The sequence below is a fragment of the Billgrantia antri genome (assembly GCF_019430905.1).
In the GTDB taxonomy this organism is placed as follows: domain Bacteria; phylum Pseudomonadota; class Gammaproteobacteria; order Pseudomonadales; family Halomonadaceae; genus Halomonas; species Halomonas antri.
This window is the reverse complement of sequence record NZ_JAHYCA010000007.1, coordinates 1-22,733: the sequence shown is the minus strand read 5'-3', so window position 1 is coordinate 22,733 and position 22,733 is coordinate 1. Positions and strand designations below refer to the sequence as shown.

The following is a 22,733-nucleotide window of genomic DNA, read 5'->3' as shown; positions in this document are numbered from 1 at the left end:
GCGGCGATCAGGCGGGGGTCAGGCGCTCCACCCCCTGCTCGGTCCCCAGCAGCAGCACGTCGGCACCGCGGGCGGCGAACAGGCCGTTGGTGACCACGCCGACGATGGCGTTGAGGCGTGCCTCCATGCCTACCGGGTCGTCGATCATGAATTCGTAGCAGTCGATGATCTGGTTGCCGTTGTCGGTCACCACCCCTGCGCGGTAGACCGGGTCGGCACCCAGCTTGACCAGTTCGCGCGCGACATAGGAGCGGGCCATGGGAATCACCTCCACCGGCAGCGGGAAGCTGCCGAGGCGCTCGACCCTCTTCGAGCCATCGGCGATGCAGATGAAACGCTCGGCACAGGCTGCCACGATCTTCTCGCGGGTCAGCGCGGCTCCGCCGCCCTTGATCATGTGTAAGTGAGCGTTCACTTCGTCTGCGCCATCGATGTAAAAGGGTACCGTACCCACACTGTTGAGTTCGAACACCTCGATGCCGTGGCTCCGCAGGCGCTCGGCGCTGGCCTCCGAGCTGGCCACGGCGCCCTTGAAATCGTGGCGTAGCCGAGCGAGGCGGTCGATGAACAGGTTGGCGGTAGAGCCGGTGCCGATGCCAAGGATGGTGTCGCGCTCGAGTTTCGATTCGATTTCCGCGATGGCGGCGGCGGCCACGGCGTCCTTTAGTTCGTCCTGGGTCATGTCGTGCTCGCGTCAATGGGTGGCGGGTACGGCGCCATTATAGGCCAGACGGGGCCTGCTGCCGACGCGTTCGCTGGACGGCAAGGTTGCAGAGATGCTACCTATAGGGGTTCTCTGCAATGCAGCAGACGCTGCCGCTCCTCTGCGCCACTTCCTTCCGGGACATCAGGATGCTCGAAGCTACCGTCAAGAAGATCCTCCAGGCTCATGTCTACGAAGCCGCTCGTGAAACGCCGATCTCACCTGCCCCCTTCCTTTCACGGCGCTTCAACAACCAGATTCTGATCAAGCGCGAGGACCTGCAGCCCGTCTATTCCTTCAAGATTCGCGGCGCCTACAACAAGATGGCGCAGCTCTCCGAGGAGCAGAAGGCCAAGGGCGTGATCGCCGCCTCGGCCGGCAACCATGCCCAGGGACTTGCCATGGCGGCCAAGCTGATGGGCGTCAAGGCGGTGATCGTCATGCCGCGCATCACGCCGGAGATCAAGGTCCAGGCGGTACGGGCCCGCGGAGCCAAGGTCGTGCTCAGGGGCGACGCCTTCGCCGCCGCCGCCGAGCACGCCCAGGAACTGATCGCCGAGCACGGTTACACCTACATTCCCCCCTTCGACGACATCGACGTGATCGCCGGACAGGGTACCGTGGCCATGGAAATCCTGCGTCAGCACAGCGGGCCGCTGGATGCCATCTTCGTGCCGGTAGGCGGCGGCGGACTGATTGCCGGCGTAGCGGCTTACGTCAAGTACCTGCGACCCGACATCAAGGTGATCGGCGTCGAGGCCGAGGACAGCGCCTGCCTCAAGGCGGCGCTTGCGGCCGGCAAGCGCGTATCGCTCGACCAGGTCGGCGTGTTTGCCGAGGGCGTGGCGGTGGCGCAGATCGGCAAGGTGCCGTTCAAGATCGTGCGTGACCTGGTCGACGACGTCATCACCGTCAACGCCGACGAGATGTGCGCGGCAGTCAAGGACATCTTCGACGATACCCGTGCGGTATCGGAGACTTCGGGGGCGCTGTCGCTCGCCGGCCTCAAGAAGTACGTCCAGCAGACCGGCGTCGAGGGCCAGACCCTGCTGTGCATCAATTCCGGAGCCAATACCAACTTCGACCGCCTGCAGCACATCGCCGAGCGCACCGAACTCGGCGAGCAGCGCGAGGCGATCCTGGCCGTGACCATCCCCGAGCGTCCCGGCAGCTTCAAGAAGTTCTGCCGCACCATCGGCAAGCGCATGGTCACCGAGTTCAACTACCGCTATGCCGATCCCGAAGAGGCGCATATCTTCGTCGGCGTTCAGGTGAAGCCGGGTGGTGATGATCGTCAGGCGGTGATCGACAAACTGCTCGAGGCCGGCTACCCGGTAGTCGACCTCACCGACAATGAGCTGGCCAAGCTGCATATCCGCCATCTCGGCGGCGGGCGCCCCAAGGAACACTTCGATGAGGAGGTCTATCGCTTCGAATTTCCCGAGCGCCCCGGGGCCTTGATGAATTTCCTCACCCACTTGCCCCAGGACTGGAACATCTCGCTGTTCCACTATCGCAATCATGGCGCTGCCTTCGGTCGCGTGCTGGTCGGAATGCAGGTTCCCAACGGGGATCGCTCACACGTCGAGGAGTATTTCGACGAGATCGGCTATCGCTACTGGAAGGAGTCCGACAACGACGCCTACCGCCTGTTCATGGCCTGAACCCGAAAGGGGGCGTGTTGGTAAGTGGTAACTTACGCCAAAGGCGGGAATTGGCTTGAGTTTCGTTATGTAATCGAAGCATGAACCAGTTGTCTTCAACCCGTGACAAGCCCTATAGTCGGCGCTGTCGCGGGCTTCCTGCGACGAGGTTCAATAACGGGAACGTCAGGAGCAGGTAACAATGAAGCGTAAGCCCGATCTGGTCATGGCACTGGTGCTGGCGTTTGGCATCGGTGTGGTGGTCACTGGCTATGCCCAGGCGCTGGCAGGCGGCTGAGTCGGCAAACAGTGCCATGATCAGACAAACTGAGAACCGGTCGAAGCGAGGCTTCGGCCGGTTTTTTATTTGCTGTTGCCCCGGGTCAGGGGCGTACGAGCCGCCTGTCGCTGACGATGGCATCCAGCGGTACGTCCCAGGGGGCGACGGGCAGGCGGTCTACTCGCTGGCATTCGTGGGCCAGCCCGATCAGCGTGGGGCGCGGCCCGGGGCGGCGGGTGAAGGCGAGGCTGCGGTCGTAGAAGCCGCCGCCCATGCCCATGCGCTGGCCCCGGTCGTCGAAGCCCACCAATGGCAGCAGGATCAGATCCAGCGCCCAGGTCGCCACCCGTCTGGCCCGGTGGGCACCATGGCGTGTGTGCGGCTCGGGAATGCCGAAGCGGTTACGCCGCATGGGCGTGCCAGGGTGATAGTGCACGAACCACAGACTGTTGTCCGACAGCGGCTTGAGTACGGGAAGGTAGACACGGACGCCGCGGCGGGTCAGCCAGGGGATCAGCGGCCGGGGATCGATCTCGCCATCGTTGGGCAGGTAGAGCGCCACGCGTCTGGCACGGCGGACCTCCGGCAGCTGGCGCAGGCGCCGGCACAGGGCACGGTCGGCCTGTTGGCGTTGGCGCGGGCTCAGCGCACGCCGCCGCCGCCGAAGTTCCTGGCGCAGCTGACGCCGGGAAGAGAAGGTCTCGGAGACGAGAGCGTCTTGCAGGGCATGCATATTCGGTAGAGTTCCCCAGAGTGCCGCTGTCGTTCTGGCCCTTGAACCCTTGGTTCAAGGTGGGTGGCCGCAGCCGAACCGTCAGGCTTTCCGACGCACGGACATGCACACGGGTCCGGCTAGCCAATGGCCGCCCTGGGTATTGCTCATAGGCTCGAGGGACTTTAACGACTGGCCAACACCCCAGGGAACACCCTCATCCTATCAGAGCTCACGGGCGGGTCCAATGTCATTCGGCGGGAGTTGGGTGACTCGGCACCGCGCCCGCCATGGCCTGTTCCAGGCGTTCGCTCAGCCGGTCGAGCTGCTGCTCCTCGCTGCGTCGTGTATCCAGCACTTCGAGCAGTTCATGGGTGATGTTGAGTGCGGCCATGAGCGCCACGCGTTCGCTGCCAAGCAGGTTATTCTGGGAGTGAATCCCCTGCATGGCCCGGTCGAGATAGCGGGCGGCCCGCTCCAGCTTTCGCTCTTCGCCGGGATTGCAGGCGAACATGTAGTGTCGGCCCAGCAGGGTCACCTGTGCGGTGGGGCGAGTGGCATCGTCGCTCATGGCGGGCTCCAGTGTCGGCTTGTTGGCCCGATGCGTTAACATCCGGTGAAACAAGACACATCAATTCAGTCATTCACTATAAGAGAGCCCTTCGCAGGCGGTCAACGCAGCGCGGCCTGCGGGAGGCAACTCACGGCAAATCGACTAGGGGTTCTGCATGTCACTGAGCGACGATCGTCCGGACTTTTCCACCATCGCCGACCTGTTCCTTTCCCATGGCAGCATGCAGTCGCCGGCCTTTCTCGACGGTCGGCTGTGTGCCGAGCTGGCGCTCCACGATCTCACCGCCGAGGCCTGGCTGGAAGAGGTCTGTCATGGGCTCGGCGTCGAGCAGCCTCGCGATCGCGAGAGCGCCGAGACGCTGCTGGCCTGGCGTCGCCAGACGCTGGATGCGCTCGCCGATAGTTCCCTCAACTATGAACCGTTGCTGCCCGACGACCTGTTTTCGCTGGCCGAGCGTGCCCGAGGGCTGCAGGAGTGGACACTCGGCTTCCTCGAGGTGATCGAGGATACCGGCGACGCGCCGCGACAGGGCTGGTCGCAGGCGCTACGTGAAGCGATCGACGATCTCGGGGCGCTGGGCGATATGGAGACCGATATCGACGACAGTGCCGAAAACGAGAACGACCTCTTCGCGCTGACCGAGCATGCCCGCATGGCGGCCATGCTGCTTTACACCGAACAGCACCCGGGCCAGCCGCAGGTGGAGTCCGGCGAGCCTACGCAGCATTGATGCCCGCATTTTCCTTTTCCTTAGCTCGCAAGGAGCCATGATGCTACCCGATCCCCTCCCCCGGCCTGTGCCAATCGGCAATGAGGAATACCGTGCCCGCCGGGCGGCGCTGATGCGGCAGTTGCCGCCGGACAGCGCCGTGCTGCTGCCCGGAGCCGGGCTCGTCACCCGCTCTCGCGACAGCGACTACCCCTTCCGCCAGAACAGTGACTTCCACTATTTGACTGGCTTTCCCGAGCCCGACGCCCTGCTGCTGCTGTTGCCGGGGCGTATCGAAGGCGAGAGCGTGCTGTTCTGCCAGGAGCGCGACCCGAGCCTGGAGGCCTGGACCGGCATACGTCTGGGGGCCGAGGGGGCCGTGCGCGAGCATGGCGTCGATCAGGCCTACGAGAACGGCGAGCGCGACGCACGCCTGGAGGCGCTGCTCGATGGGCGCACGACGCTCTATCTGATGCTCGACGATGTCGAGGCCATGGCGCTGGCCGATGATGTGAGGGGGCGCTTGGCGGCGCGGGTGCGGCGCGGGGCTCGTCCGCCGCGCAGCTATGCCGACCTGGCACCGCTGCTGCACGAGCAGCGACTGTTCAAGAGTGACGGCGAGCTCGCCCTGATGCGCCATGCGGCACGGATCTCGGCGCTGGCGCACCGGCGCGCGATGCGTGTCTCCCGACCCGGTCTGGCCGAATTTCACCTGCAGGCGGAGCTCGAGCACGAGTTTCGCTGGCACGGCGGCAGCGGGCCGGCCTACGCCAGCATCGTGGGTGGCGGCGCCAATGCTTGTGTGCTGCACTACATCGAGAATAACAAGCCGTTACGCGAGGGCGAGCTGGTGTTGATCGATGCCGGGGCCGAGTTCGAGCTGTATGCCGGAGACATCACCCGCACTTTTCCCGTCGGTGGCCGCTTCAGCGACGCCCAGCGTGCGCTCTACGAGGTGGTGCTGGCGGCTCAGGAGCGTGCCGTGGCGGCGGTTCGTCCCGGGGCCACGCTGGCCGAAATCCATGACGGCGTGGTGCGCGATCTCACTGTCGGCTTGATCCATCTGGGGCTGCTGCAAGGCGAGGTCGAGGCGCGCATCGAGGATGAGAGCTACAAGCGCTTCTACCTGCACTCGACCTCGCACTGGCTGGGACTCGATGTGCACGACGTGGGCGAGTATCGCCGCGAGGGAGCGCCACGCCCGCTGGCGCCGGGCATGGTGCTTACGGTGGAGCCCGGCCTGTATATCCCGATCGACGATGACATCGCTCCCGAGTTTCGCGGTATCGGTATTCGCATCGAGGATGACGTGGCGGTAACCGCCGAGGGGCATGAGGTGCTGACTGCCGATGTGCCCAAGCGAGTGGCAGATATCGAGACCCTGTTGGCCAGCAAGTAACCACTGAGGCATCGGCTTTCCATGTTATTACGTAATTTACACTACATTATTTACACTCATAGCATAGGCTCTCGCCATGCAGACACCTGTTAGCCGCCAAGTCGACATCGCCATCGTCGGCGGCGGTCTGGTGGGGGCCAGCCTGGGCTGTGCCCTGGCGCCGCTGATCGAGCGTCATGGCCTGTCGGTGGCAGTGATCGAGGCCGCGCCTGTCCTCGACAGCGTGGCGGCGCCCTGGCAGCCCAGCTTCGATGCCCGCTCCAGTGCCATCGCCCAAGGCTCGGCGGAGCGCTTTCGTGCCATGGGACTGTGGTCGGCGATGGCCGAGCAGGCGGCAGCCATCCAGCTCATTCACGTCAGCGAGAGAGGCCGGCTGGGCGTGACCCGGCTTACCGCCGCCGAGCTCGGCCAGCCGGCGCTGGGCTACGTCGTCCCTAACGCCTGGATGGGGCGCGTCATGCACCGACGCCTGACCGAACTGCCCATCGATTGGCACTGCCCCGCCAGCGTCGAGGCGATCACCCCCGAGGCAGAAGGCTATCGACTCGCCCTCTCCGATGGCTGTACGCTGCGGGCCGGACTGACGGTGCTGGCCGACGGCGGCCGCTCGGGGCTCAAGGAGCAGTTGGGCATCGCCAGTGACGCGGCGCCCTACGATCAGGTGGCCTTGATAGCCAATGTCGAGATGAGTCGGCCCCACGACGGTGTCGCCTACGAGCGCTTCACTCGCGAGGGGCCGATTGCGCTGCTGCCGCTGCCGGGACAGCAGATGGCGCTGGTCTGGACCCACCCCGCAGGGCGCGAGAAGCCCCGCCTGGAGCTGGGCGACGGTGACTTCCTGGCCGAATTGCAGCAAGCCTTTGGCGATCGTGCGGGTCGCTTCCGTCGCATCGGCAGTCGCCATGCCTATCCGCTGACACTGGTCACCGCCCGGGAAACCATCCGGCCGGGGCTGGCGGTGCTGGGAAACGCTGCCCATTCGCTGCATCCCGTCGCCGGCCAGGGCTTCAATCTGGCGCTGCGCGGCGTGACCGACCTGGCGGCCGCACTGGAGCTGGCGCTGACCGGCGGCGAGCCGCTCGGCGGTATGCTGACGCTGCGCGACTTCGAGGCCAGGCGCATCGTCGACCGGCATCAGGTGATTCGCTTCAGCGACGGCCTGGTGCGACTGTTCGGCATCGACAACGGCCTGCTGGCGCATGCCCGAGCGGCGGGACTGGTGGGGCTCAACCTGCTGGGTCCGCTGCGCCGCGGCCTGGCACGCCGGGCCATGGGGCTGGAACGTTGAGGCAGCGTCGGGACCACAGGCCGAACCCGCCGCCTGCGGGTGGCCGAGAGCGAGAGAGTGACGCATGACGAACACGGCCAAGCAGCCGACAACGCAATACGAGGTCATCGTGGTGGGCGGTGGCATGGTGGGCGCTGCGCTGGCAGCTCTGCTGGGCCGGGCCGGGGTCGCCGTGGCTCTGCTCGACCCGCGTCCCGCGCCGCTGGCGGCCGACGACGTGGGAAGAGGTCCGCCAGCGATGCGCGTCAGCGCCCTGACGCCGGTTTCCCAGCGTCTGCTCGACGGCTTGGAGGCCTGGCCGTGGATGGCGGCGCGCCGGGTGACGCCCTACCGCTTCATGCAGGTCTGGGACGGTGAAGGCAGTGGTGAAGTAAACTTCTCGGCGGAGCAGGCCGGGGTGCCGATGCTCGGCCATATCGTCGAGAACGACGTGATCCTGGCCGCCCTCGAGAGGCGCCTGGCCGAATTGCCCTCGGTCGCCGTGCATCTGAGCGCACGGGTGATTGGCCTGGACGTGGAGAAGGCGGGGCGCGCCGTGGTGCTCGAGGATGGCCGCCGGCTGTCGGCACCGCTGGTGGTGGCAGCCGATGGCGCACGCTCGCCGCTGCGCGAGCTGGCCGGCATCAAGGTGAAGGAGCGAGACACCGGCCACGTGGCCGTGGTGACCACTGTGCGTACCGAGCACGGGCACGGCGGCGTAGCGCGCCAGGTCTTCCTCGCCACCGGCCCACTGGCGTTCCTGCCGCTGACGGTGGAGGGGGACGAGCGCTACTGTTCGATCGTCTGGTCGACCACGCCCGCAGAGGCCGAGCGGTTGACGGCCCTGGTCCCTGCAGCATTGAGCCGCGAACTGGAAGCCGCCTTCGAAGCCCGCCTGGGGGCGGTCGAGGTCGTCGACCGGGCCTTGGCGGTGCCGCTGGCCCAGCGCCATGCCGAGCACTACGTGCAGCCGGGCTTTGCCCTGGTGGGCGATGCAGCCCACAGTATCCACCCGCTGGCCGGTCAAGGCGTCAACCTGGGGCTGATGGACGTGGCGGTACTGGCAGAAGAGCTTCTCGAGGCGCGGCGCCGTGGCATCGGTCTGGGCGAGCCACGCATGCTCGAGCGCTACGCGCGCCGGCGCCGCGGTGACAACGCGGCGATGCTGGCGCTGATGGATGGTTTCCGCTTGCTGTTCGGCACGCGCCACCCTTTGGCTACCCTGACGCGCAACCTGGGTCTTGCCGGCGTCGACCGGCTGGCGCCGGTCAAGCGACTGCTGATGCGCCAAGCGGTTGGCGAGCGCGGCCGCCTGCCGGCCTCCTGTCGCTGAGATGTGTCCCGGCCCGGGTTGAGGGCCGGAACACGCCATGCCTTAACCCTGGCGACGTTCCAGCACGTTCAGTGCCTTGAGCAGGTTGAGTGCCTCGCCGAGCTGGTAGTCCTCGCGCAGTCGGGCGGACCTTTCACTGGAGGTACGCGGCTCGCCGCTCGAGCGCAGATGCCCTTCCAGGTCGGCCTCGCGCAGCTGTCGGCTGCTCTCGGTCACCTCGATACGGCCGCGTACCACGGTCACATCGGGCTCGATGCCCAGGGCCTGGATCGAGCGCCCGTTGGGCGTGTAGTAGAGCGCGGTGGTCAGCTTCAGGCCCTCGCCGTTGCCCAGAGGCAGGACCTGCTGCACCGACCCCTTGCCGAAGCTCTCGGTGCCCATGATCACACCGCGGCGCTGGTCCTGCAGCGCACCGGCGACGATCTCCGCGGCGGAAGCACTGCCGCCGTTGATCAGGACCACCAGCGGCACGTCGGGCGCTGCCGTCTCGCGACTGGCGGAGAAGCGCATCTCGGTGTCCGGCAGGCGCCCTTCGGTGTAGACCACCAGGCCGCTGTCGAGGAAGGCATCGGCCACCGCAACGGCAGCCTGCAGAACGCCGCCGGGATTGTTGCGCAGATCGAGAATCAGGCCCTGCAGCGGTGCGTTGCGCTCCAGCTGGCGGATGGCGTCGTTGACCTGGTCGCCGGTGCGGTTCTGGAACTGGCTCACCCGCAGGTAACCGTAGCCCGGTTCCAGCAATTCGCTGCGCACGCTCTCGGTGCGGATGATCTCCCGCGTAAGAGTGACCTCGACGGGGGCCTCCACGCCGCTGCGCTGGAGGGTCAGGTGGATCTCGCTGCCCGGCTCGCCACGCATCAGCGTCACCGCCTCCTGCAGCGAGAGTCGCTCGGTGGGGGTGTCGTCGATCGCCAGAATGATGTCGCGCGCCTGCACCCCGGCGCGCGATGCCGGGGTATCGTCGATCGGCGTGATGACGGTCAGGCGGCCCTCCTCGAGGCCCACCTCGATGCCGATGCCGCCGAATTCCCCCTCGGTGGACTCGCGCAGGCTCTGGAATTCCTCGCTGTCGAGATAGGCGGAGTGCGGGTCGAGTTCGCTGAGCATGCCGCGCATGGCGTTGCGCAGCAGGGTGCTGTCGTCGACCTCCTCCACGTAGGCGCGCTTGATGCGCTCGAACACTTCGGCGAAGGTCTGGATGTCCTCCAGCGGTAGCTCGTTCACCGCCGGCTCGTCCTGCGCATCGGCGGGGACGGGCATGAGGGGCAGGGCCAACAGCGTCATCGGCAGCAGCGCCGCCAGCAGGCGTCGTGGTGCGGGCAGGAGGCGGACAAGGCGTGAGGACATGCGAACTCCGCGGTTTCGAGGCGAGGCTGTCCAGCATATCCCGTGGCCTGGGGCTTGTGAAATCTCTCTTGTCATCTTCGTGCGATCCATGCCTGAGGGTCGATGGGGTCGCCGTTGCGGCGAACTTCGAAGTAGAGTGCCGGCGTGCCGTGACCGCCGCTGTTGCCGACCATGGCGATGACCTCACCGCGCGAGACGGCCTGGCCGACCTCGACGCCGAAATGCTGCAAATGGGCATAGAGGGTCATGATGTTGTCGCCATGGTCGATGATCAACAGGTTGCCGAAACCACGCATCCAGTCGGAAAACACCACTCGCCCGGCGTGTACTGCCTCGACGGGGGTTCCCGCACGGGCCTCGATCAGCATGCCGTTGTAGTGCACGCCGTCGCCGCGCTGGTAACCCGCGGTGACATTGCCCTGAACCGGCCAGGGCAGGTCGCCCCGGGTGCGTTCGATGGCGGTGGAGGGCGGTGGGCGCTCCAGCCGGGCTAGTTCCTCGCGTACCCGCTCGAGAACCCGTTCCGCTTCGCTGCGGTCCTGATCGAGACGCGCCAGCCGCGACTGCTCGTCGCTGTAGCGTGCGTCCAGCTCCGCCACCAGGCGCTCGCGCTCGGCCATACGCTCAGCCAGCTCGCTGCTGCGCTCGCCGAGTTCCTCGGCCAGACCGTCCAGCCGCTCGCCGCGGTGCCGCTGCTCGCGGCGATTCTCGGCCAGCTCGGCGTCGAGGCGGGCGATCTCGTCGAGCCGCGCGTTACGGGCGCGGGCCAGGTGGTTGAGATAGGTCTGCAGCCGATCGAGCCGGGCCGGGTCGTCCTGATTGAGCAGCAGCTTGAGCTGCGGGGTGAGGCCCAGGCGATAGAGCGCATCCAGTTGCACGTTGAGCGCCTCGACCTGTTCGGCCCGTTCAGCCTGCAGCGCGTCGCGGGCGGCGTCGAGGGCAGCCATCTCATCGGCCAGGCGGCGACGATCGGCCTGGATAGCGTCCAGCCGGCGGTGGGTTTCGGCCAGGGCGGTCTCGACCTCACGCAGCGCTCGGGAGGCCTCGTCCTGGGCCTGCCGCGTCTGGCCAAGACGATGATTGAGCGCCTGGATCTCGCTGCCGATGGCATCGAGTCGCTCGCGGGCCTCCCGCTCGCTGGGCTGGGCCTGCGCACTGGCTCCGATCAGCCCCGGCAGCATGGCGAGAGTCACCAACAGGGCTCTCAGTGGGTGTCGCCACCGGGTCCGACTCATGGTTGCATGGGCTCGCAAGCGCTGGTCAAGCCGGTTCTATCAGCACCCGGCCGGTCATTTCCTCGGGAATCGGCTGCTCCATCATGGTCAGCAGGGTCGGCGCGATGTCGCACAGGCGGCCATCGTCGAGCAGCTTCACCGAGCGAGGGCCAACGTAGATCAGCGGCACCTCGAAGGTGGTGTGGGCGGTCTGGGCCACGCCGGTGTCGGGGTTGACCATCTGCTCGGCGTTGCCATGATCGGCGGTGATCAGGCAGGCGCCCCCGGCACGCTGGATCGCCTCTACCACGCGGCCGACGCAGGCGTCTACCGCCTCGATGGCCTTGACCGCGGCGTCGAAGTCGCCGCTATGTCCGACCATGTCGCCGTTGGCATAGTTGCACACGATCAGATCGTAATGGCCCGAGTCGATCGCCTCCACCAGGCGGTCGGTCACCTCCACGGCACTCATCTCGGGCTTCTCGTCGTAGGTCTTGACGTCTTGGGGCGAGGGCACCAGCACGCGGGTCTCACCCTCGAACTCGGCCTCGCGGCCACCCGAGAAGAAGAAGGTCACGTGAGCGTACTTCTCGGTCTCGGCGATACGCAGCTGGGTCAGGCCGCGTTGCTCCATGACTTCGCCCAAGGTGTCGTTCAGGTCGGCGGGCGGGAAGGCGGCCGGGGCGGGGATGTCGGCGGCGTACTGGGTCAGGGTGACCAGGCTGCCTCCGGCGAGCGCCGGACGTACGCGGCGCTCGAAGCCGCTGAAACCCTCCTCGACAAAGGCGCGGGTCAGCTCACGAGCACGGTCGGCGCGGAAGTTCATGAAGATGGCAGCGTCGCCGTCGCCGATGGTCGCCGGCCCCTCGCCGTTGCGTACCACGGTGGCGCTGACGAATTCGTCGTTCTCGCCGCGCTCGTAGGCGGCGCGCAGGCCCTCTTCGGCACTGCTGGCCTCGAACTCGCCGACGCCTTCGGTGAGCAGCCGGTAGGCCTTCTCGACGCGGTCCCAGCGGTTGTCGCGATCCATGGCGAAGTAGCGGCCGATGATCGAGGCGACGCAGCCGTTGTCGGCGCCGACCAGCTCTGCGAGGCGGGCGTTGGTGCGCTCGAGGGAGGCCAGGGCGCTACGCGGCGCGGTGTCTCGCCCGTCGAGGAAACCGTGTACGTAGATGCGCTGGGCGCCGCGCCGGGCGGCCAGCTCGGCCATGGCCAGGATGTGGTCCTCGTGGCTGTGCACGCCGCCCGGCGACAGCAGGCCGAACAGATGTACGGCACGGCCCGCGCTCACGGCGGCGTCGATGGCATCGGTCAGCTCGGCGATGGTGTCGAGGTCGCCATCCTCGATCGCCTTGGAGATACGGGTGAGCTCCTGATACACCACGCGGCCCGCCCCCAGGTTCATGTGGCCGACTTCGGAATTGCCCATTTGCCCCTCGGGCAGGCCGACGTACTTGCCGTCGGTATGCAGCAGCGCATGGGGACGCTCCTGCCACAGCCGGTCCATGTTGGGCGTGCGTGCGGCGGCCACGGCATTATCGGTAGGGTCGGGGTTGTGGCCATAGCCATCGAGGATGATCAGGGCAACGGGGCGAGGGACGGTCTGAGTCGTCATGGGAGCGCGGGCCTCTTGAACGTGGTGGGCGCGACGTTTGGCCGTCCGGGAGGCTGTCCGCGCCCTGCCTGGCTGGCGATGTCGCGGGAGCGAGCACCGGCATCGATTTCGGGCCGCGCGGGACAGGCGCCTGGACGACGGGGGTCGCGACTTGAATCGGCTTGCGGCATCATAACGCACGGTCGGGCGAGCGTCATGGTCCCGGCGCATGGCCGGCGGGTCATGCCGCGGAAGCGACCGCATGGTGTATACTCTCGCCTTTCGGGTGTCCTGCCCGATCGTTGTCCTCGCTATTTCGCAACAAGAGTGTGCCGGATCCATGATCGATCAGCTGTTCGAATTCGTGCAGAATCACCCGCTCCTGGTGGGTGCCTTCCTCCTGGTGCTGACCGCCTGGATCGCCTACGAGGCCCGCAACAGCGCCTCCAGCGGCGTATCGTCCAGCCAGGCGACCCAGCTGATCAACCGCGAAGATGCGGTGATCGTGGATACCCGCGAGGCGGGCGATTTCAAGGCCGGCCATATCGCCGGCGCGCGCAATATTCCCCAAAGCCGCATCGACGAGCGCGTCGGCGAGCTTGAGAAGGTCAAGGACAAGCCGGTTATCGTGGTCTGCAAGAGCGGCCAAGCCTCCGGTATCACCGTGGCCAAACTGGCCAAGGCCGGCTTCTCGCGGGTCTACAAGCTCAAGGGCGGCATGATGCAGTGGCAGGCCGACGGTCTGCCGGTGGTCAAGAAATAGCCAATACACAAGACGCAAGCACGCAAAAGGAACCTTTCCCATGGCCGAAGAGAACAGCCAGAACGCCGCCGGCGGCAACCAGGCCGCTGCCGACCAGCAGAACCGGCAGCAGCTGCAGTTCGCCGTGCAGCGCATCTACGTCAAGGACATCTCCTTCGAGGCGCCGAACTCGCCGGCGGTCTTCCAGCAGCCGTTCAAGCCCAAGGTCGGCCTGGACCTGAACACCAGCAGCAGCAAGGTGGGGGAGGACCTCTACGAGGTGACGATCAAGGTCACCGCCCAGGTGCGCCACAGCGAGGAGGGCACCACTTCCTTCCTGGCCGAGATCGAACAGGCCGGCCTGTTTCGCATCAGCGGCATCGAGGGCGCGCAGCTTGAGCACACCCTGGGCGCCTTCTGCCCCAACGTGCTGTTCCCCTACGCCCGCGAGTGCGTCGACAACCTGGTCAACCGCGGCGGCTTCCCGCCCCTGATGCTGGCGCCGGTCAACTTCGAGGCGATCTACGCCCAGAAGAAGAAGCGCGAGGCCGAGCAGGCCCAGCAACAGGGCGAGCAGACCACCCAGTAAGGGCACAATACGTGTCCACGGGGCCGCGCATCCACGTCGCCGCCGACTTCATCGTCGGCGGCGATGTCGTTCTGCCCGAAGGGCCCGCCCGCCACGTGGCTCGGGTGCTGCGCCTGGGCGAGGGCGCGCCGGTGCGATTGTTCGACGGCGCCGGCCTGGAGGCCCGAGCGGTACTCGTCGAGGCCGGCCGCAAGAAGGTCGTGGCACGCATCGAGGCCGTCGCGCCGGGCCGCGGTGAATCGCCCCTGCCGGTGCACCTGGGCCAGGCCATCTCCAAGGGCGATCGCATGGACTACGCCGTCCAGAAGGCCGTCGAGCTGGGCGTCGCCGCCATCACCCCGCTCTACACCGAGCACGGTGACGTGCGTCTCAAGGGGGAGCGCGAGGCGAAGAAGCTCGACCATTGGCAGGCGGTCGCCGCCAGCGCCTGCGAACAGTGCGGCCGCGCCGTGGTACCCACCGTACACCCTCCCTTGCCTCTGGCTGAGTGGCTGGGCCAGCGCAGCGAGCCGCTGCGCCTGGTGCTGCACCCGGGTACCGCAGGCGCGCTCGTGCGTAACGACACACCTGCCTCAGTGGCCCTGCTGATCGGTCCCGAAGGCGGCCTTTCCACCAGCGAAATCGAGGCCGCCATGGCCAGCGATTTTTCCCCGCTCTCCCTCGGCCCGCGCATCCTGCGTACCGAAACCGCGCCAGTGGTGGCGTTGTCACTGCTGCAGTATCGCTTCGGCGACCTGGATGGATCTCTTCCCCACGAAGCGGATTGAACTTTAGTCGCTATTGCCGATGACTGGCTTGCGCACGGTCGTTCTCCTGATTAACTTGTATGATGTATGACAACTAAGGACCCCACCGGACCGAAGTTGCCTTCCAACGGGCCGATGCATGAACAAGAGGATGTCTCCGTGAAGTTTTCCAGAGCAGCCGTGATGGAAGCCTTGGGCGATGGATTGCTGTCTTTCCCCATTACCGATTTCGATAAGGAGGGGCGATTCGATGCGGACAGTTACCGTCGTCGTCTGGAGTGGTTCATCAGCCATGAAATCTCGGCCGTTTTCGTCGCCGGCGGCACGGGGGAGTTCTTCAACCTCTCGCTCGACGAGTACCGCGATGTGGTTCGTGTGGCCGTGGAAACCGTCGCTGGCAGGCTGCCGGTCATCGCCAGCGCGGGCCTGAGCGTCGCCAGCGGCAAGGCCTTCGCCAAGGCAGCCGAAGAAGCGGGGGCCGACGGCATCCTGCTGATGCCGCCCTACCTGACGGAATGTCCCCAGGACGGACTCGTCGAGTATGCGCGCGAGATTTGCGACTGGACCGATCTCAACATCATCTATTACAACCGCGGCAACGGTGTGCTCGATGTCGATGCGGTCCGGCGCCTCGCCGACAGCTGTCCCAACCTGATCGGCTTGAAGGATGGCAAGGGCGACATCCAGGCGCTGAACAGAATCATCAAGACCATCGGCGACCGGCTGGTCTACGTGGGCGGCGTGCCCACTGCGGAGATTTTCGCCGAGGCCTATCTCGCCATCGGGGTGAATACCTACTCATCCGCAGTGTTCAACTTCGTGCCGGACATGGCCGTCAAGTTCTATCGGGAACTGCGAGCGGGAAATGCCGAGGTCGTTAAGCGCATTACTCAAGATTTCTTCATTCCCTTCGTCGATCTCAGGGATCGTAAGCCAGGTTATGCCGTCAGCCTGATAAAGGCGGGCGCAGAAATCATCGGCCTTCCGGCCGGTAGTGTCAGGGCACCTTTGGTCATGCCCACTTCGGAGGAGCGCAGTCAGCTGGAAAAACTCGTCGGCATCGCTCAGCAGTTGTAAACCTCACCCACGCAAGCTCATACCTTGGAAAAAAGCGAGGAGCACGTCATGAAAACAACCTCAACAACCAAGACGTTCTATGCCATTGCCGCTTCCGCCACCCTGGTGACCATGGCGCTGCCGGCCCAGGCCGACAGTTGGCGCGGCTGGAACATCCACCCGCCGGGATATCCCAATACCGAAGCGCTGGAAGCCTTCGCCGAGAACGTCACCGAGCGCACCGAGGGGCGCCTCGAAGTACAGGTCTACAACAACGGCGTGCTTGGCGATCAGCCCGATGCCATCGAGCAGACCCGTAACGGCGCGCTGGATTTCGCCAACTTCAACATGGGACCGATGGGCCCCATCGTGAAGGAGACCAACGTGCTCTCGTTGCCCTTCATCTTCAGCAGCATCGATCATATGCACGAGGTGATGGACGGTGAGGTCGGCCAGCAGTTCGCCGACGCCTTGGCGGAAAAGAACCTGATCGCGCTCTCCTGGTTCGACTCCGGCGCCCGTAGCCTCTACAACACCGAACGTCCCATCCTAACCCCCGATGACGTGCAGGGGCTGAAGATTCGGGTCATGAACAACGACCTCTACGTCGACATGATCGAGGCGCTTGGCGGCAATGCCACCCCGATGGCCTACGGCGAGGTCTATCAGGCACTCAAGACCGGCGTGCTCGACGGTGCGGAGAACAACTACCCCTCGTTCGAGTCCAGTAACCATTACGAAGCCGTCGACTACTATTCCCTTACCGAACACCTGATCATTCCCGAGTGCCTGTGCATCGCCAGGGCGAGCTGGGAGGCGCTTTCCCCGGAGGATCAGGAGATCGTGCGCGAGGAGGCGATCAAGGCCTCCGAGTTGCAGCGCCAGTTGTGGGTAGAAGGCTCCCAGGCAAGCCAACAGATCGTGAGGGATGCCGGTATCGAGATCAACGAGGTGGAGGACAAGGCAGCCTTCCAGGAGAAGATGGAGCCCGTCTACGCGGCTTTCATCGAAGAGAACCCTGACCTCGAAGGCCTGATCGACGCCATCCGGAACTCGAACTGAGTCTCGCTGCGATGCCCCCTTGGTGCCAGGTGCACCAAGGGGGCAGGAGGCTAATGCCATGAGAAGCTATGTCGAGGCTGCCGTGACGCTCCCCCGCCTGCACAAAATCACCAGCAAGATACTGGATGGCCTGGCCAACGCCTGTCTGGTGGCGGCGGGCGTCATGCTGGTCTTCCTGATCGCCATCTTTGGCTGGCTGGTCTTTGGTCGCTATGTGCTCAACAACACCCCGACCTGGGTAGAGCAGGCATCGCTCGTGCTGGTGGTCTACATCACCTGCCTGGGAGCGGCGGCAGGCGTCAGGGGCAACACCCACTTGAGCATCGACTTCGTCCGCGAAGGCATGCCCGAGCCCTTCAGAACGATCTTCCGCTATGTCGCCGATCTCTTCGTGGTCGCTTTCGGCGCTTTCATGACCTACCAGGGGTGGGGGCTGGTGATGACCAACCTCGAGCGGGCGATACCGATGATCGGGCTCTCCGAGAGCTGGCGCGCCGCGCCCCTGGTGATCTGCGGCGTGCTTATCGTTCTGTTCTCCATGGCCAATATCGTGTCCCGGCTCTTTGCCAATGACGATAAGGAGGGCAACTGACATGGGCCTTGCCATTCTGTTCGGACTCTTCTTTCTCGGCTTGCTGGCAGGAGCGCCCGTGGCCTTCGCCGTTGGGCTCGCCGCGGTAGCGGCCTTCCTCTACGAGGGGCTGCCGCTGTTCGTGGCGTTCCAGCGCATCCTGTCGGGGATTTCGGTCTTTTCGCTGCTGGCCATTCCGTTCTTCATCTTCGCCGGCGAACTGATGCTGCATGGCGGCATTTCCACCCGCCTGGTGCGCCTGGCATCCGCTGCAGTGGGCAAGATGCGTGGCGGCCTGGGCATCGTCAATGTCAGCTCCTCGATGCTGTTCGGCGGAATCTCGGGCTCCGCCGTGGCCGATACGTCGGCGCTCGGCTCGATCCTGGTGCCGGTGATGAAGGAGAAGGGCTACGATGCCGACTATGCCGTCAACGTCACGGTGACCTCATCGGTCGCCGGGGTGGTGATCCCGCCGAGCCACAACATGATTCTCTATGCCGTGGCGGCCGGCGGCGGCATTTCGGTCACCCAGCTGTTCATCGCCGGCATCGTGCCGGGCATCCTGATGTGCCTGACGCTGGCCGTGGCCGCCTATCTGGTGGCGGTGAAGCGCGGCTACCAGGGCGAGACTTTTCCGGGGTGGGACGTACTCATCATCAGCCTGGCCGCGGCCCTGCCGGGCCTGCTCACGGCGGTCATCATCGTCGGCGGGGTGCTGTCGGGCATTCTCACCGTGACCGAATCCGGGGCCTTCGGTGCCATCTACGCCATCGTGGTCACGGCGCTGGTCTACCGCGAACTGCGCTGGGCCTCGTTCAAGGCGGCAGTGATGCAGTCGGTGAAGACCACCGCGCTGGTGATGATCCTGGTCGGCTGCGCCTCGGCGTTCTCCTACCTGCTGGCGCTCTACAACGTGCCGATGCTGCTGACCGACATGCTGCTGGCGCTCTCCGACAAGCCCATCGTCATATTCCTGCTGCTCAACCTGCTGCTGCTGGTGCTCGGCATGATCATGGACATGGCGGCGCTGATCCTGATCTGCACACCGATCTTCCTGCCGGTGGCCATGCAGTTCGGCATGGATCCGATCCAGTTCGGCATCATCATGATGATGAACCTGGGGCTAGGCCTGTGCACGCCGCCGGTGGGAGCCTGCCTGTTCGTCGGCTGCGTGATCGGCAAGATCAAGATCGAACAGGCCGTGCGCACCATCTGGCCGTTCTACCTGGCCCTGTTCGTCGCCCTGATGCTGGTGACCTACGTGCCGGCCGTCTCGCTGTCGCTGCCGGCGCTGTTCCGCTGAGTACACTTTCGACCGAACCGTAACGGACTCGATGATGAAAATTGCAGCCGTACATACCCATATTCTCGACCACGTGCTCGATACCACCTTCGAGAGCGCCTCGATGCACTTCGCCCGGCGCCAGCACTGCCTGGTCGAGATCGTCTGCGACGACGGCACCATTGGCTGGGGGGAGTGCCTGGGGCCTGCCCAGCCCAACGCCGCGGTGGTCAAGGCCTATAGCGCCGCGCTGATCGGCCAGGACCCGCTGCAGACCGAGAAGATCTGGCTGGAGCTTTACAACCGACTGCGCGACCAGGGCCAGCGCGGCCTGACCGTCACCGCCCTGAGCGGCATCGACATCGCCCTGTGGGACATCAAGGGCAAGCGCTTCGGGGTGCCGATCTCGACCCTGCTGGGCGGGTGTTTCCGTGACAGCGTAAGGGCCTACGCCACCGGTTCCTTCCGCCGGGAAGGCGTGGATCGCGTGGAGGACATCGCCCGCGAGGTGGCGGGCTACCGTCGCGAAGGCTTTCACGCGGTCAAGATCAAGATCGGCTTCGACGTCGAGGAGGACCTGCGCGTCATCGAGGCGGTGCGCGAGTCGATCGGCCCCGACATGCGCCTGATGATCGATGCCAACCACGGCTACGACTATCTGGAAGCCGTCGAGGTGGGCCGGCGGGCGGCAAAGTTCGGCATCGACTGGTTCGAGGAGCCGGTGCTGCCCGAGCACGTGTCGGCCTATCGGGCGGTGCGTGCCGACCAGCCGATTCCGGTGGCCGGTGGTGAAACCTGGCATGGCCGCTATGCCATGCAGGAGCCGCTTGCCACCCGCGCCGTGGACATCGTCCAGCCCGACATCTGCGGCGTCGGCGGATTCACCGAGATCCGCCGGGTGGCTGACATGGCGGCGCTGCACGGTGTGCGCCTGGTGCCGCACGTATGGGGTACGGCGGTGTGCCTGGCCGCCAGCCTGCAGTTCATGGCGGCGCTGCTGCCCAATCCGCCGCGGCGCGATCCGATCGAGCCGATTCTCGAGTTCGACCGCACCGAGAACCCCTTCCGTCAGGCGGTGGTGAAAACCCCCATCGAGCATGACCGCGGCGTGGTGACGATACCTCACGGGCCCGGGCTCGGCATCGAGATCGACCGCGAGGCGCTCGCCCGTTTCGCCCTGCAGGAGGCATGAAGGACGTGACAGCGATACCCGACAATACCCGACTGCTGGACGGCCCACCGCCGCGGCTGGCCGCGCCGCCCGGGGCCACCGACTGCCATATGCACCTCTACCTGCCGGGCTTCGCGGCCCAGCCCGGCGGGCCCGGCATCGCCGAGCTGGCAACGGTGGAAAACTACCGCCGGGTGCAGGCGCGCCTGGGGCTGGAGCGGGTGGTGGTCACCCAGTCCAATGCCTACCAGCTCGACAACGGTGCGCTGCTCGAAGCCCTCGGACAGCTGGGCAGCGACACGGCACGCGGGGTGGCGGCAGTGGCCCCCGGCACCGCCGAGGCCACGCTGCGCGAATGGCATGCCCTGGGCGTTCGCGGGGCCCGGATCATGAACCTGCCTGGCGGTGCCGTGACCCACGCCGACATGCATGCGGTCGAGCGGCTGGTACGTCCGCTGGGCTGGCACCTGATGGTGCAGTTCAACGGACGGCATCTGGACGACTACCTCGACGGCCTGCGGCGCCTCGAGGGCGACTACATCATCGACCATATCGGCAAGTTCATGCCGCCTGTGCCAGCGGACGATCGCCGCGTCGACGCCATCCTGCGGCTGCTCGATCGCGGTAACGCCTGGTTCAAGCTGTGTGGCGGCTATGAGACCAGCGAGACTGGCGGACCGCGCTACGAGGACGTGGGCGCCATCGCCTGGCGCGTCATCGCCCATGCCCCCGAGCGCGTGATCTGGGGCTCGAACTGGCCGCATGTCGGGGTGCCGCGCGAGCACTATCCCGACGATGCCGAACAGCTCGACGTCTTGCTCGGCTGGGCCGGGCCCGAGGCTCGTCGCCGGATCCTGGTCGACAATCCCGCCGCCCTGTACGGCTTCTGAACCATTATTTACGTGAAGGAGGAAAATGCATGATTGATCGTCTGTTGGTAACGGGAGCCGCCGGCGGCATGGGTCGCATTATCCGGCCCCATCTGGCGAAGCTGGCGCGCACGGTGCGGCTGTCGGACATCGCCGATCTCGGCGAAGCGGCCAGCCACGAAGAGCTCATGCCGTGCGATCTCGCCGACGCCGAGGCGGTGGGCGAGCTGGTCCAAGGCTGCGACGCAATCATCCATCTGGGTGGCGTATCGGTGGAGAAACCCTGGGCGAGCCTGCTGCAGGCCAACATCGTCGGCACCTACAACCTCTACGAGGCGGTGCGTCGGCACGGCAAGCCGCGGGTGATCTTCGCCAGTTCCAACCACACCACCGGCTATTACGAGCGCACGCAGCGGATCGACACCGACGTGCCGCATCGACCCGACTCGCTCTACGGCGTGACCAAGTGTTTCGGTGAGGACCTGGCATGCCTGTACCATGACAAGTTCGGCATCGAGACGCTCAGCGTGCGCATCGGCTGGTGCCACCCCAAGCCGACCGATACGCGCAAGCTGGCGATCTGGCTCAGCGCCGAGGATTTCGTCAGCCTGGTGGAGCGGGCCCTCGTCACGCCCCGGTTGGCCCATACCGTGGTCTACGGATTCTCGAACAATGCCGAACGCTGGTGGGACAACGGCAAGGCCGCCTTCCTCGGCTGGGTGCCGAAGGACAGCTCGGAGCCCTGGCGCGAGGAGATGGAAGCGCTCGATGCGAATCTCGACTCCACGGATCCGGCGGTCATCTACCAAGGTGGGCCCTTTGCCACGTCCGGGCACCCCGACGATTGAGGGGCAGCCTACCCTTACCACGAACCATGATCGATGGATGGCGATATGGCAGGTAAATCCGATATCACGGCCGACTTCAAGCAACTGAAAGTCCAGAAGCTTTCACGCGAAGGCAGCCTCTCCCTGCATGTCGCCGACCAGCTCGAGGCGCTGATCGTCAACGGAGGGATCGGCGTGGGTGAGAAGCTACCCACCGAGAACGGGCTGTGCGAGGCCTTCGGCGTCAGCCGCACGGTGATCCGCGAGGCCATCACGCATCTCAAGTCGCTGGGGTTGGTCGAGACCCGCCGCGGCGTCGGTACCACCGTGCTGCGCTCGACCAGCGTCGAGGCGATGCCGGCGAAACGCATCAGCCCGACCACCGTCGAGGACATCCTGCATGTGCTCGAGCTGCGCCTCAATCTCGAACCGGCAGCGGCGGCGCTGGCCGCCGAGCGGCACGACGACGAGGATCGTCGCATCCTGCAAGACAAACACCGGGCCTTCATCGAGGCGCGTGCGGCGAAATCACAGGCTCGTGAGGAGGACTATGAATTCCACTATGCCATTGCCGCCGCCACCAAGAATCCCTTCTTCAAGGTGTTCTACGAGCAGCTCAGCCAGAGCGTGATTCCCCGCGCCAAGCTGATGAGCATCGAGATCAACACCGCGGCTACCGACAAATACCTCGCTCGGGTCGAGGAAGAGCACACCTATATTCTCGAGGCAATCCTGGCCCGCGACCCCCAAGCGGCGCGAGAAATGATGTACCAGCATCTCCACCGCGCCCGAACCATGTATGCCAAGTACCAGGAAGCCTAAGTACCAGGAAGCCTGGCCGACGGCTCTCCTGGCCATGCGATACCGAAAGACAGGAGCCCAACATGTCCCTGGAAGGCAAGATGCTGATCGGCCGCGAGGCCGTCAGCGGCAGTTCCCAGCCCATCAACGCCGTCAATCCCGCCACCGGCGAGACCCTCGCGTCCACCTATGGCGGCGGCACGACCGCCGAGGTCGAGCGCGCCTGCGAACTCGCCGAGAAG

General features: G+C 65.7%; 22 protein-coding genes and 1 other RNA gene. 16 read left to right on the top strand and 7 right to left on the bottom strand.

Going from position 1 to position 22,733, the window contains the following annotated elements; all coding sequences use genetic code 11:
- Window positions 1-7 precede the first annotated feature (7 nt).
- On the bottom strand, window positions 8-682 hold the full coding sequence (gene rpiA, locus KPL81_RS17190; protein WP_219793227.1) for a ribose-5-phosphate isomerase RpiA: 675 nt from the start codon (window positions 680-682) through the stop codon (window positions 8-10).
- A gap of 170 nt (window positions 683-852) precedes the next feature.
- Here rpiA and ilvA point away from each other — a divergent pair, with 170 nt between their 5' ends.
- Window positions 853-2,367, top strand: coding sequence for a threonine ammonia-lyase, biosynthetic (gene ilvA / locus KPL81_RS17185; RefSeq protein WP_209475130.1), 1,515 nt, complete (start codon window positions 853-855; stop codon window positions 2,365-2,367).
- Between the two features lie 362 nt (window positions 2,368-2,729).
- Here ilvA and KPL81_RS17180 read toward each other — a convergent pair whose 3' ends face one another.
- From KPL81_RS17180 to KPL81_RS17170, 3 genes are all read right to left on the bottom strand, one after another.
- Entirely contained in the window at window positions 2,730-3,359 is a 630-nt protein-coding gene (locus tag KPL81_RS17180; RefSeq protein WP_219793226.1) for a 5-formyltetrahydrofolate cyclo-ligase, read from the bottom strand.
- An 8-nt stretch (window positions 3,360-3,367) separates the two neighbouring features.
- A non-coding RNA gene (gene ssrS, locus KPL81_RS17175) (6S RNA) lies at window positions 3,368-3,552 on the bottom strand.
- 36 nt (window positions 3,553-3,588) lie between these two features.
- Entirely contained in the window at window positions 3,589-3,909 is a 321-nt protein-coding gene (locus KPL81_RS17170) for a cell division protein ZapA (RefSeq protein ID WP_219793225.1), read from the bottom strand.
- 157 nt (window positions 3,910-4,066) lie between these two features.
- Here KPL81_RS17170 and KPL81_RS17165 point away from each other — a divergent pair, with 157 nt between their 5' ends.
- The 4 genes from KPL81_RS17165 to KPL81_RS17150 all read left to right on the top strand — a co-directional run bounded on the left by KPL81_RS17165 (window position 4,067) and on the right by KPL81_RS17150 (window position 8,620).
- Complete coding sequence (locus tag KPL81_RS17165) at window positions 4,067-4,642, top strand: UPF0149 family protein (RefSeq protein WP_219793224.1); 576 nt, start codon at window positions 4,067-4,069, stop codon at window positions 4,640-4,642.
- Between the two features lie 40 nt (window positions 4,643-4,682).
- On the top strand, window positions 4,683-6,020 hold the full coding sequence (pepP, locus tag KPL81_RS17160; protein ID WP_219793223.1) for a Xaa-Pro aminopeptidase: 1,338 nt from the start codon (window positions 4,683-4,685) through the stop codon (window positions 6,018-6,020).
- A 76-nt stretch (window positions 6,021-6,096) separates the two neighbouring features.
- The gene (gene ubiH, locus KPL81_RS17155) at window positions 6,097-7,308 is read left to right on the top strand and encodes a 2-octaprenyl-6-methoxyphenyl hydroxylase (RefSeq protein ID WP_219793222.1); all 1,212 of its coding nucleotides are present in this window, start codon (window positions 6,097-6,099) and stop codon (window positions 7,306-7,308) included.
- A gap of 64 nt (window positions 7,309-7,372) precedes the next feature.
- Window positions 7,373-8,620: a UbiH/UbiF/VisC/COQ6 family ubiquinone biosynthesis hydroxylase gene (locus tag KPL81_RS17150; protein ID WP_219793221.1), complete on the top strand. Its 1,248-nt coding sequence runs from the start codon at window positions 7,373-7,375 to the stop codon at window positions 8,618-8,620.
- Window positions 8,621-8,662: 42 nt separating this feature from the next.
- On the opposite strand, the gene KPL81_RS17145 is transcribed toward KPL81_RS17150, so the two are convergent.
- From KPL81_RS17145 to gpmI, 3 genes are all read right to left on the bottom strand, one after another.
- On the bottom strand, window positions 8,663-9,967 hold the full coding sequence (locus KPL81_RS17145; RefSeq protein WP_219793220.1) for a S41 family peptidase: 1,305 nt from the start codon (window positions 9,965-9,967) through the stop codon (window positions 8,663-8,665).
- Window positions 9,968-10,038: 71 nt separating this feature from the next.
- On the bottom strand, window positions 10,039-11,202 hold the full coding sequence (locus KPL81_RS17140) for a murein hydrolase activator EnvC family protein (protein WP_219793219.1): 1,164 nt from the start codon (window positions 11,200-11,202) through the stop codon (window positions 10,039-10,041).
- Between the two features lie 25 nt (window positions 11,203-11,227).
- Entirely contained in the window at window positions 11,228-12,796 is a 1,569-nt protein-coding gene (gpmI, locus tag KPL81_RS17135) for a 2,3-bisphosphoglycerate-independent phosphoglycerate mutase (RefSeq protein ID WP_209475148.1), read from the bottom strand.
- Window positions 12,797-13,115: 319 nt separating this feature from the next.
- Here gpmI and KPL81_RS17130 point away from each other — a divergent pair, with 319 nt between their 5' ends.
- The 11 genes from KPL81_RS17130 to KPL81_RS17080 all read left to right on the top strand — a co-directional run bounded on the left by KPL81_RS17130 (window position 13,116) and on the right by KPL81_RS17080 (window position 22,512).
- Window positions 13,116-13,538: a rhodanese-like domain-containing protein gene (locus KPL81_RS17130; protein ID WP_219793218.1), complete on the top strand. Its 423-nt coding sequence runs from the start codon at window positions 13,116-13,118 to the stop codon at window positions 13,536-13,538.
- A 40-nt stretch (window positions 13,539-13,578) separates the two neighbouring features.
- A complete protein-coding gene (secB, locus tag KPL81_RS17125; protein ID WP_209475152.1) occupies window positions 13,579-14,106 on the top strand; it encodes a protein-export chaperone SecB in 528 nt (175 codons plus the stop codon).
- Between the two features lie 11 nt (window positions 14,107-14,117).
- Window positions 14,118-14,873, top strand: a complete 756-nt coding sequence (locus KPL81_RS17120) for a 16S rRNA (uracil(1498)-N(3))-methyltransferase (RefSeq protein WP_219793217.1) — start codon at window positions 14,118-14,120, stop codon at window positions 14,871-14,873.
- A gap of 138 nt (window positions 14,874-15,011) precedes the next feature.
- Entirely contained in the window at window positions 15,012-15,929 is a 918-nt protein-coding gene (kdgD, locus tag KPL81_RS17115) for a 5-dehydro-4-deoxyglucarate dehydratase (RefSeq protein ID WP_219793216.1), read from the top strand.
- A gap of 48 nt (window positions 15,930-15,977) precedes the next feature.
- Window positions 15,978-16,970, top strand: a complete 993-nt coding sequence (locus tag KPL81_RS17110; protein WP_219793215.1) for a TRAP transporter substrate-binding protein — start codon at window positions 15,978-15,980, stop codon at window positions 16,968-16,970.
- Window positions 16,971-17,028: 58 nt separating this feature from the next.
- Window positions 17,029-17,562 (top strand): TRAP transporter small permease, encoded by a 534-nt coding sequence (locus KPL81_RS17105; protein ID WP_219793214.1) that lies wholly within the window; start codon window positions 17,029-17,031, stop codon window positions 17,560-17,562.
- Between the two features lies 1 nt (window position 17,563).
- On the top strand, window positions 17,564-18,844 hold the full coding sequence (locus KPL81_RS17100) for a TRAP transporter large permease (protein WP_209475161.1): 1,281 nt from the start codon (window positions 17,564-17,566) through the stop codon (window positions 18,842-18,844).
- A 34-nt stretch (window positions 18,845-18,878) separates the two neighbouring features.
- Complete coding sequence (locus KPL81_RS17095; RefSeq protein ID WP_219793213.1) at window positions 18,879-20,015, top strand: mandelate racemase/muconate lactonizing enzyme family protein; 1,137 nt, start codon at window positions 18,879-18,881, stop codon at window positions 20,013-20,015.
- A complete protein-coding gene (locus KPL81_RS17090) occupies window positions 20,012-20,884 on the top strand; it encodes an amidohydrolase family protein (protein WP_240549356.1) in 873 nt (290 codons plus the stop codon). Before KPL81_RS17095 ends, KPL81_RS17090 begins: the two co-directional genes overlap by 4 nt.
- A gap of 29 nt (window positions 20,885-20,913) precedes the next feature.
- Window positions 20,914-21,711 (top strand): NAD-dependent epimerase/dehydratase family protein, encoded by a 798-nt coding sequence (locus tag KPL81_RS17085; RefSeq protein ID WP_219793212.1) that lies wholly within the window; start codon window positions 20,914-20,916, stop codon window positions 21,709-21,711.
- 45 nt (window positions 21,712-21,756) lie between these two features.
- A complete protein-coding gene (locus KPL81_RS17080; RefSeq protein WP_240549355.1) occupies window positions 21,757-22,512 on the top strand; it encodes a FadR/GntR family transcriptional regulator in 756 nt (251 codons plus the stop codon).
- Window positions 22,513-22,733 lie beyond the last annotated feature (221 nt).

Coding starts and splice junctions, on each gene's coding strand:
- rpiA (WP_219793227.1), bottom strand. CDS start 682: ATGACCCAGGACGAACTAAAGGACGCCGTGGCCGCCGCCGCCATCGCG.
- ilvA (WP_209475130.1), top strand. CDS start 853: ATGCTCGAAGCTACCGTCAAGAAGATCCTCCAGGCTCATGTCTACGAA.
- KPL81_RS17180 (WP_219793226.1), bottom strand. CDS start 3,359: ATGCATGCCCTGCAAGACGCTCTCGTCTCCGAGACCTTCTCTTCCCGG.
- KPL81_RS17170 (WP_219793225.1), bottom strand. CDS start 3,909: ATGAGCGACGATGCCACTCGCCCCACCGCACAGGTGACCCTGCTGGGC.
- KPL81_RS17165 (WP_219793224.1), top strand. CDS start 4,067: ATGTCACTGAGCGACGATCGTCCGGACTTTTCCACCATCGCCGACCTG.
- pepP (WP_219793223.1), top strand. CDS start 4,683: ATGCTACCCGATCCCCTCCCCCGGCCTGTGCCAATCGGCAATGAGGAA.
- ubiH (WP_219793222.1), top strand. CDS start 6,097: ATGCAGACACCTGTTAGCCGCCAAGTCGACATCGCCATCGTCGGCGGC.
- KPL81_RS17150 (WP_219793221.1), top strand. CDS start 7,373: ATGACGAACACGGCCAAGCAGCCGACAACGCAATACGAGGTCATCGTG.
- KPL81_RS17145 (WP_219793220.1), bottom strand. CDS start 9,967: ATGTCCTCACGCCTTGTCCGCCTCCTGCCCGCACCACGACGCCTGCTG.
- KPL81_RS17140 (WP_219793219.1), bottom strand. CDS start 11,202: ATGAGTCGGACCCGGTGGCGACACCCACTGAGAGCCCTGTTGGTGACT.
- gpmI (WP_209475148.1), bottom strand. CDS start 12,796: ATGACGACTCAGACCGTCCCTCGCCCCGTTGCCCTGATCATCCTCGAT.
- KPL81_RS17130 (WP_219793218.1), top strand. CDS start 13,116: ATGATCGATCAGCTGTTCGAATTCGTGCAGAATCACCCGCTCCTGGTG.
- secB (WP_209475152.1), top strand. CDS start 13,579: ATGGCCGAAGAGAACAGCCAGAACGCCGCCGGCGGCAACCAGGCCGCT.
- KPL81_RS17110 (WP_219793215.1), top strand. CDS start 15,978: ATGAAAACAACCTCAACAACCAAGACGTTCTATGCCATTGCCGCTTCC.
- KPL81_RS17105 (WP_219793214.1), top strand. CDS start 17,029: ATGAGAAGCTATGTCGAGGCTGCCGTGACGCTCCCCCGCCTGCACAAA.
- KPL81_RS17100 (WP_209475161.1), top strand. CDS start 17,564: ATGGGCCTTGCCATTCTGTTCGGACTCTTCTTTCTCGGCTTGCTGGCA.
- KPL81_RS17095 (WP_219793213.1), top strand. CDS start 18,879: ATGAAAATTGCAGCCGTACATACCCATATTCTCGACCACGTGCTCGAT.
- KPL81_RS17090 (WP_240549356.1), top strand. CDS start 20,012: ATGAAGGACGTGACAGCGATACCCGACAATACCCGACTGCTGGACGGC.
- KPL81_RS17085 (WP_219793212.1), top strand. CDS start 20,914: ATGATTGATCGTCTGTTGGTAACGGGAGCCGCCGGCGGCATGGGTCGC.
- KPL81_RS17080 (WP_240549355.1), top strand. CDS start 21,757: ATGGCAGGTAAATCCGATATCACGGCCGACTTCAAGCAACTGAAAGTC.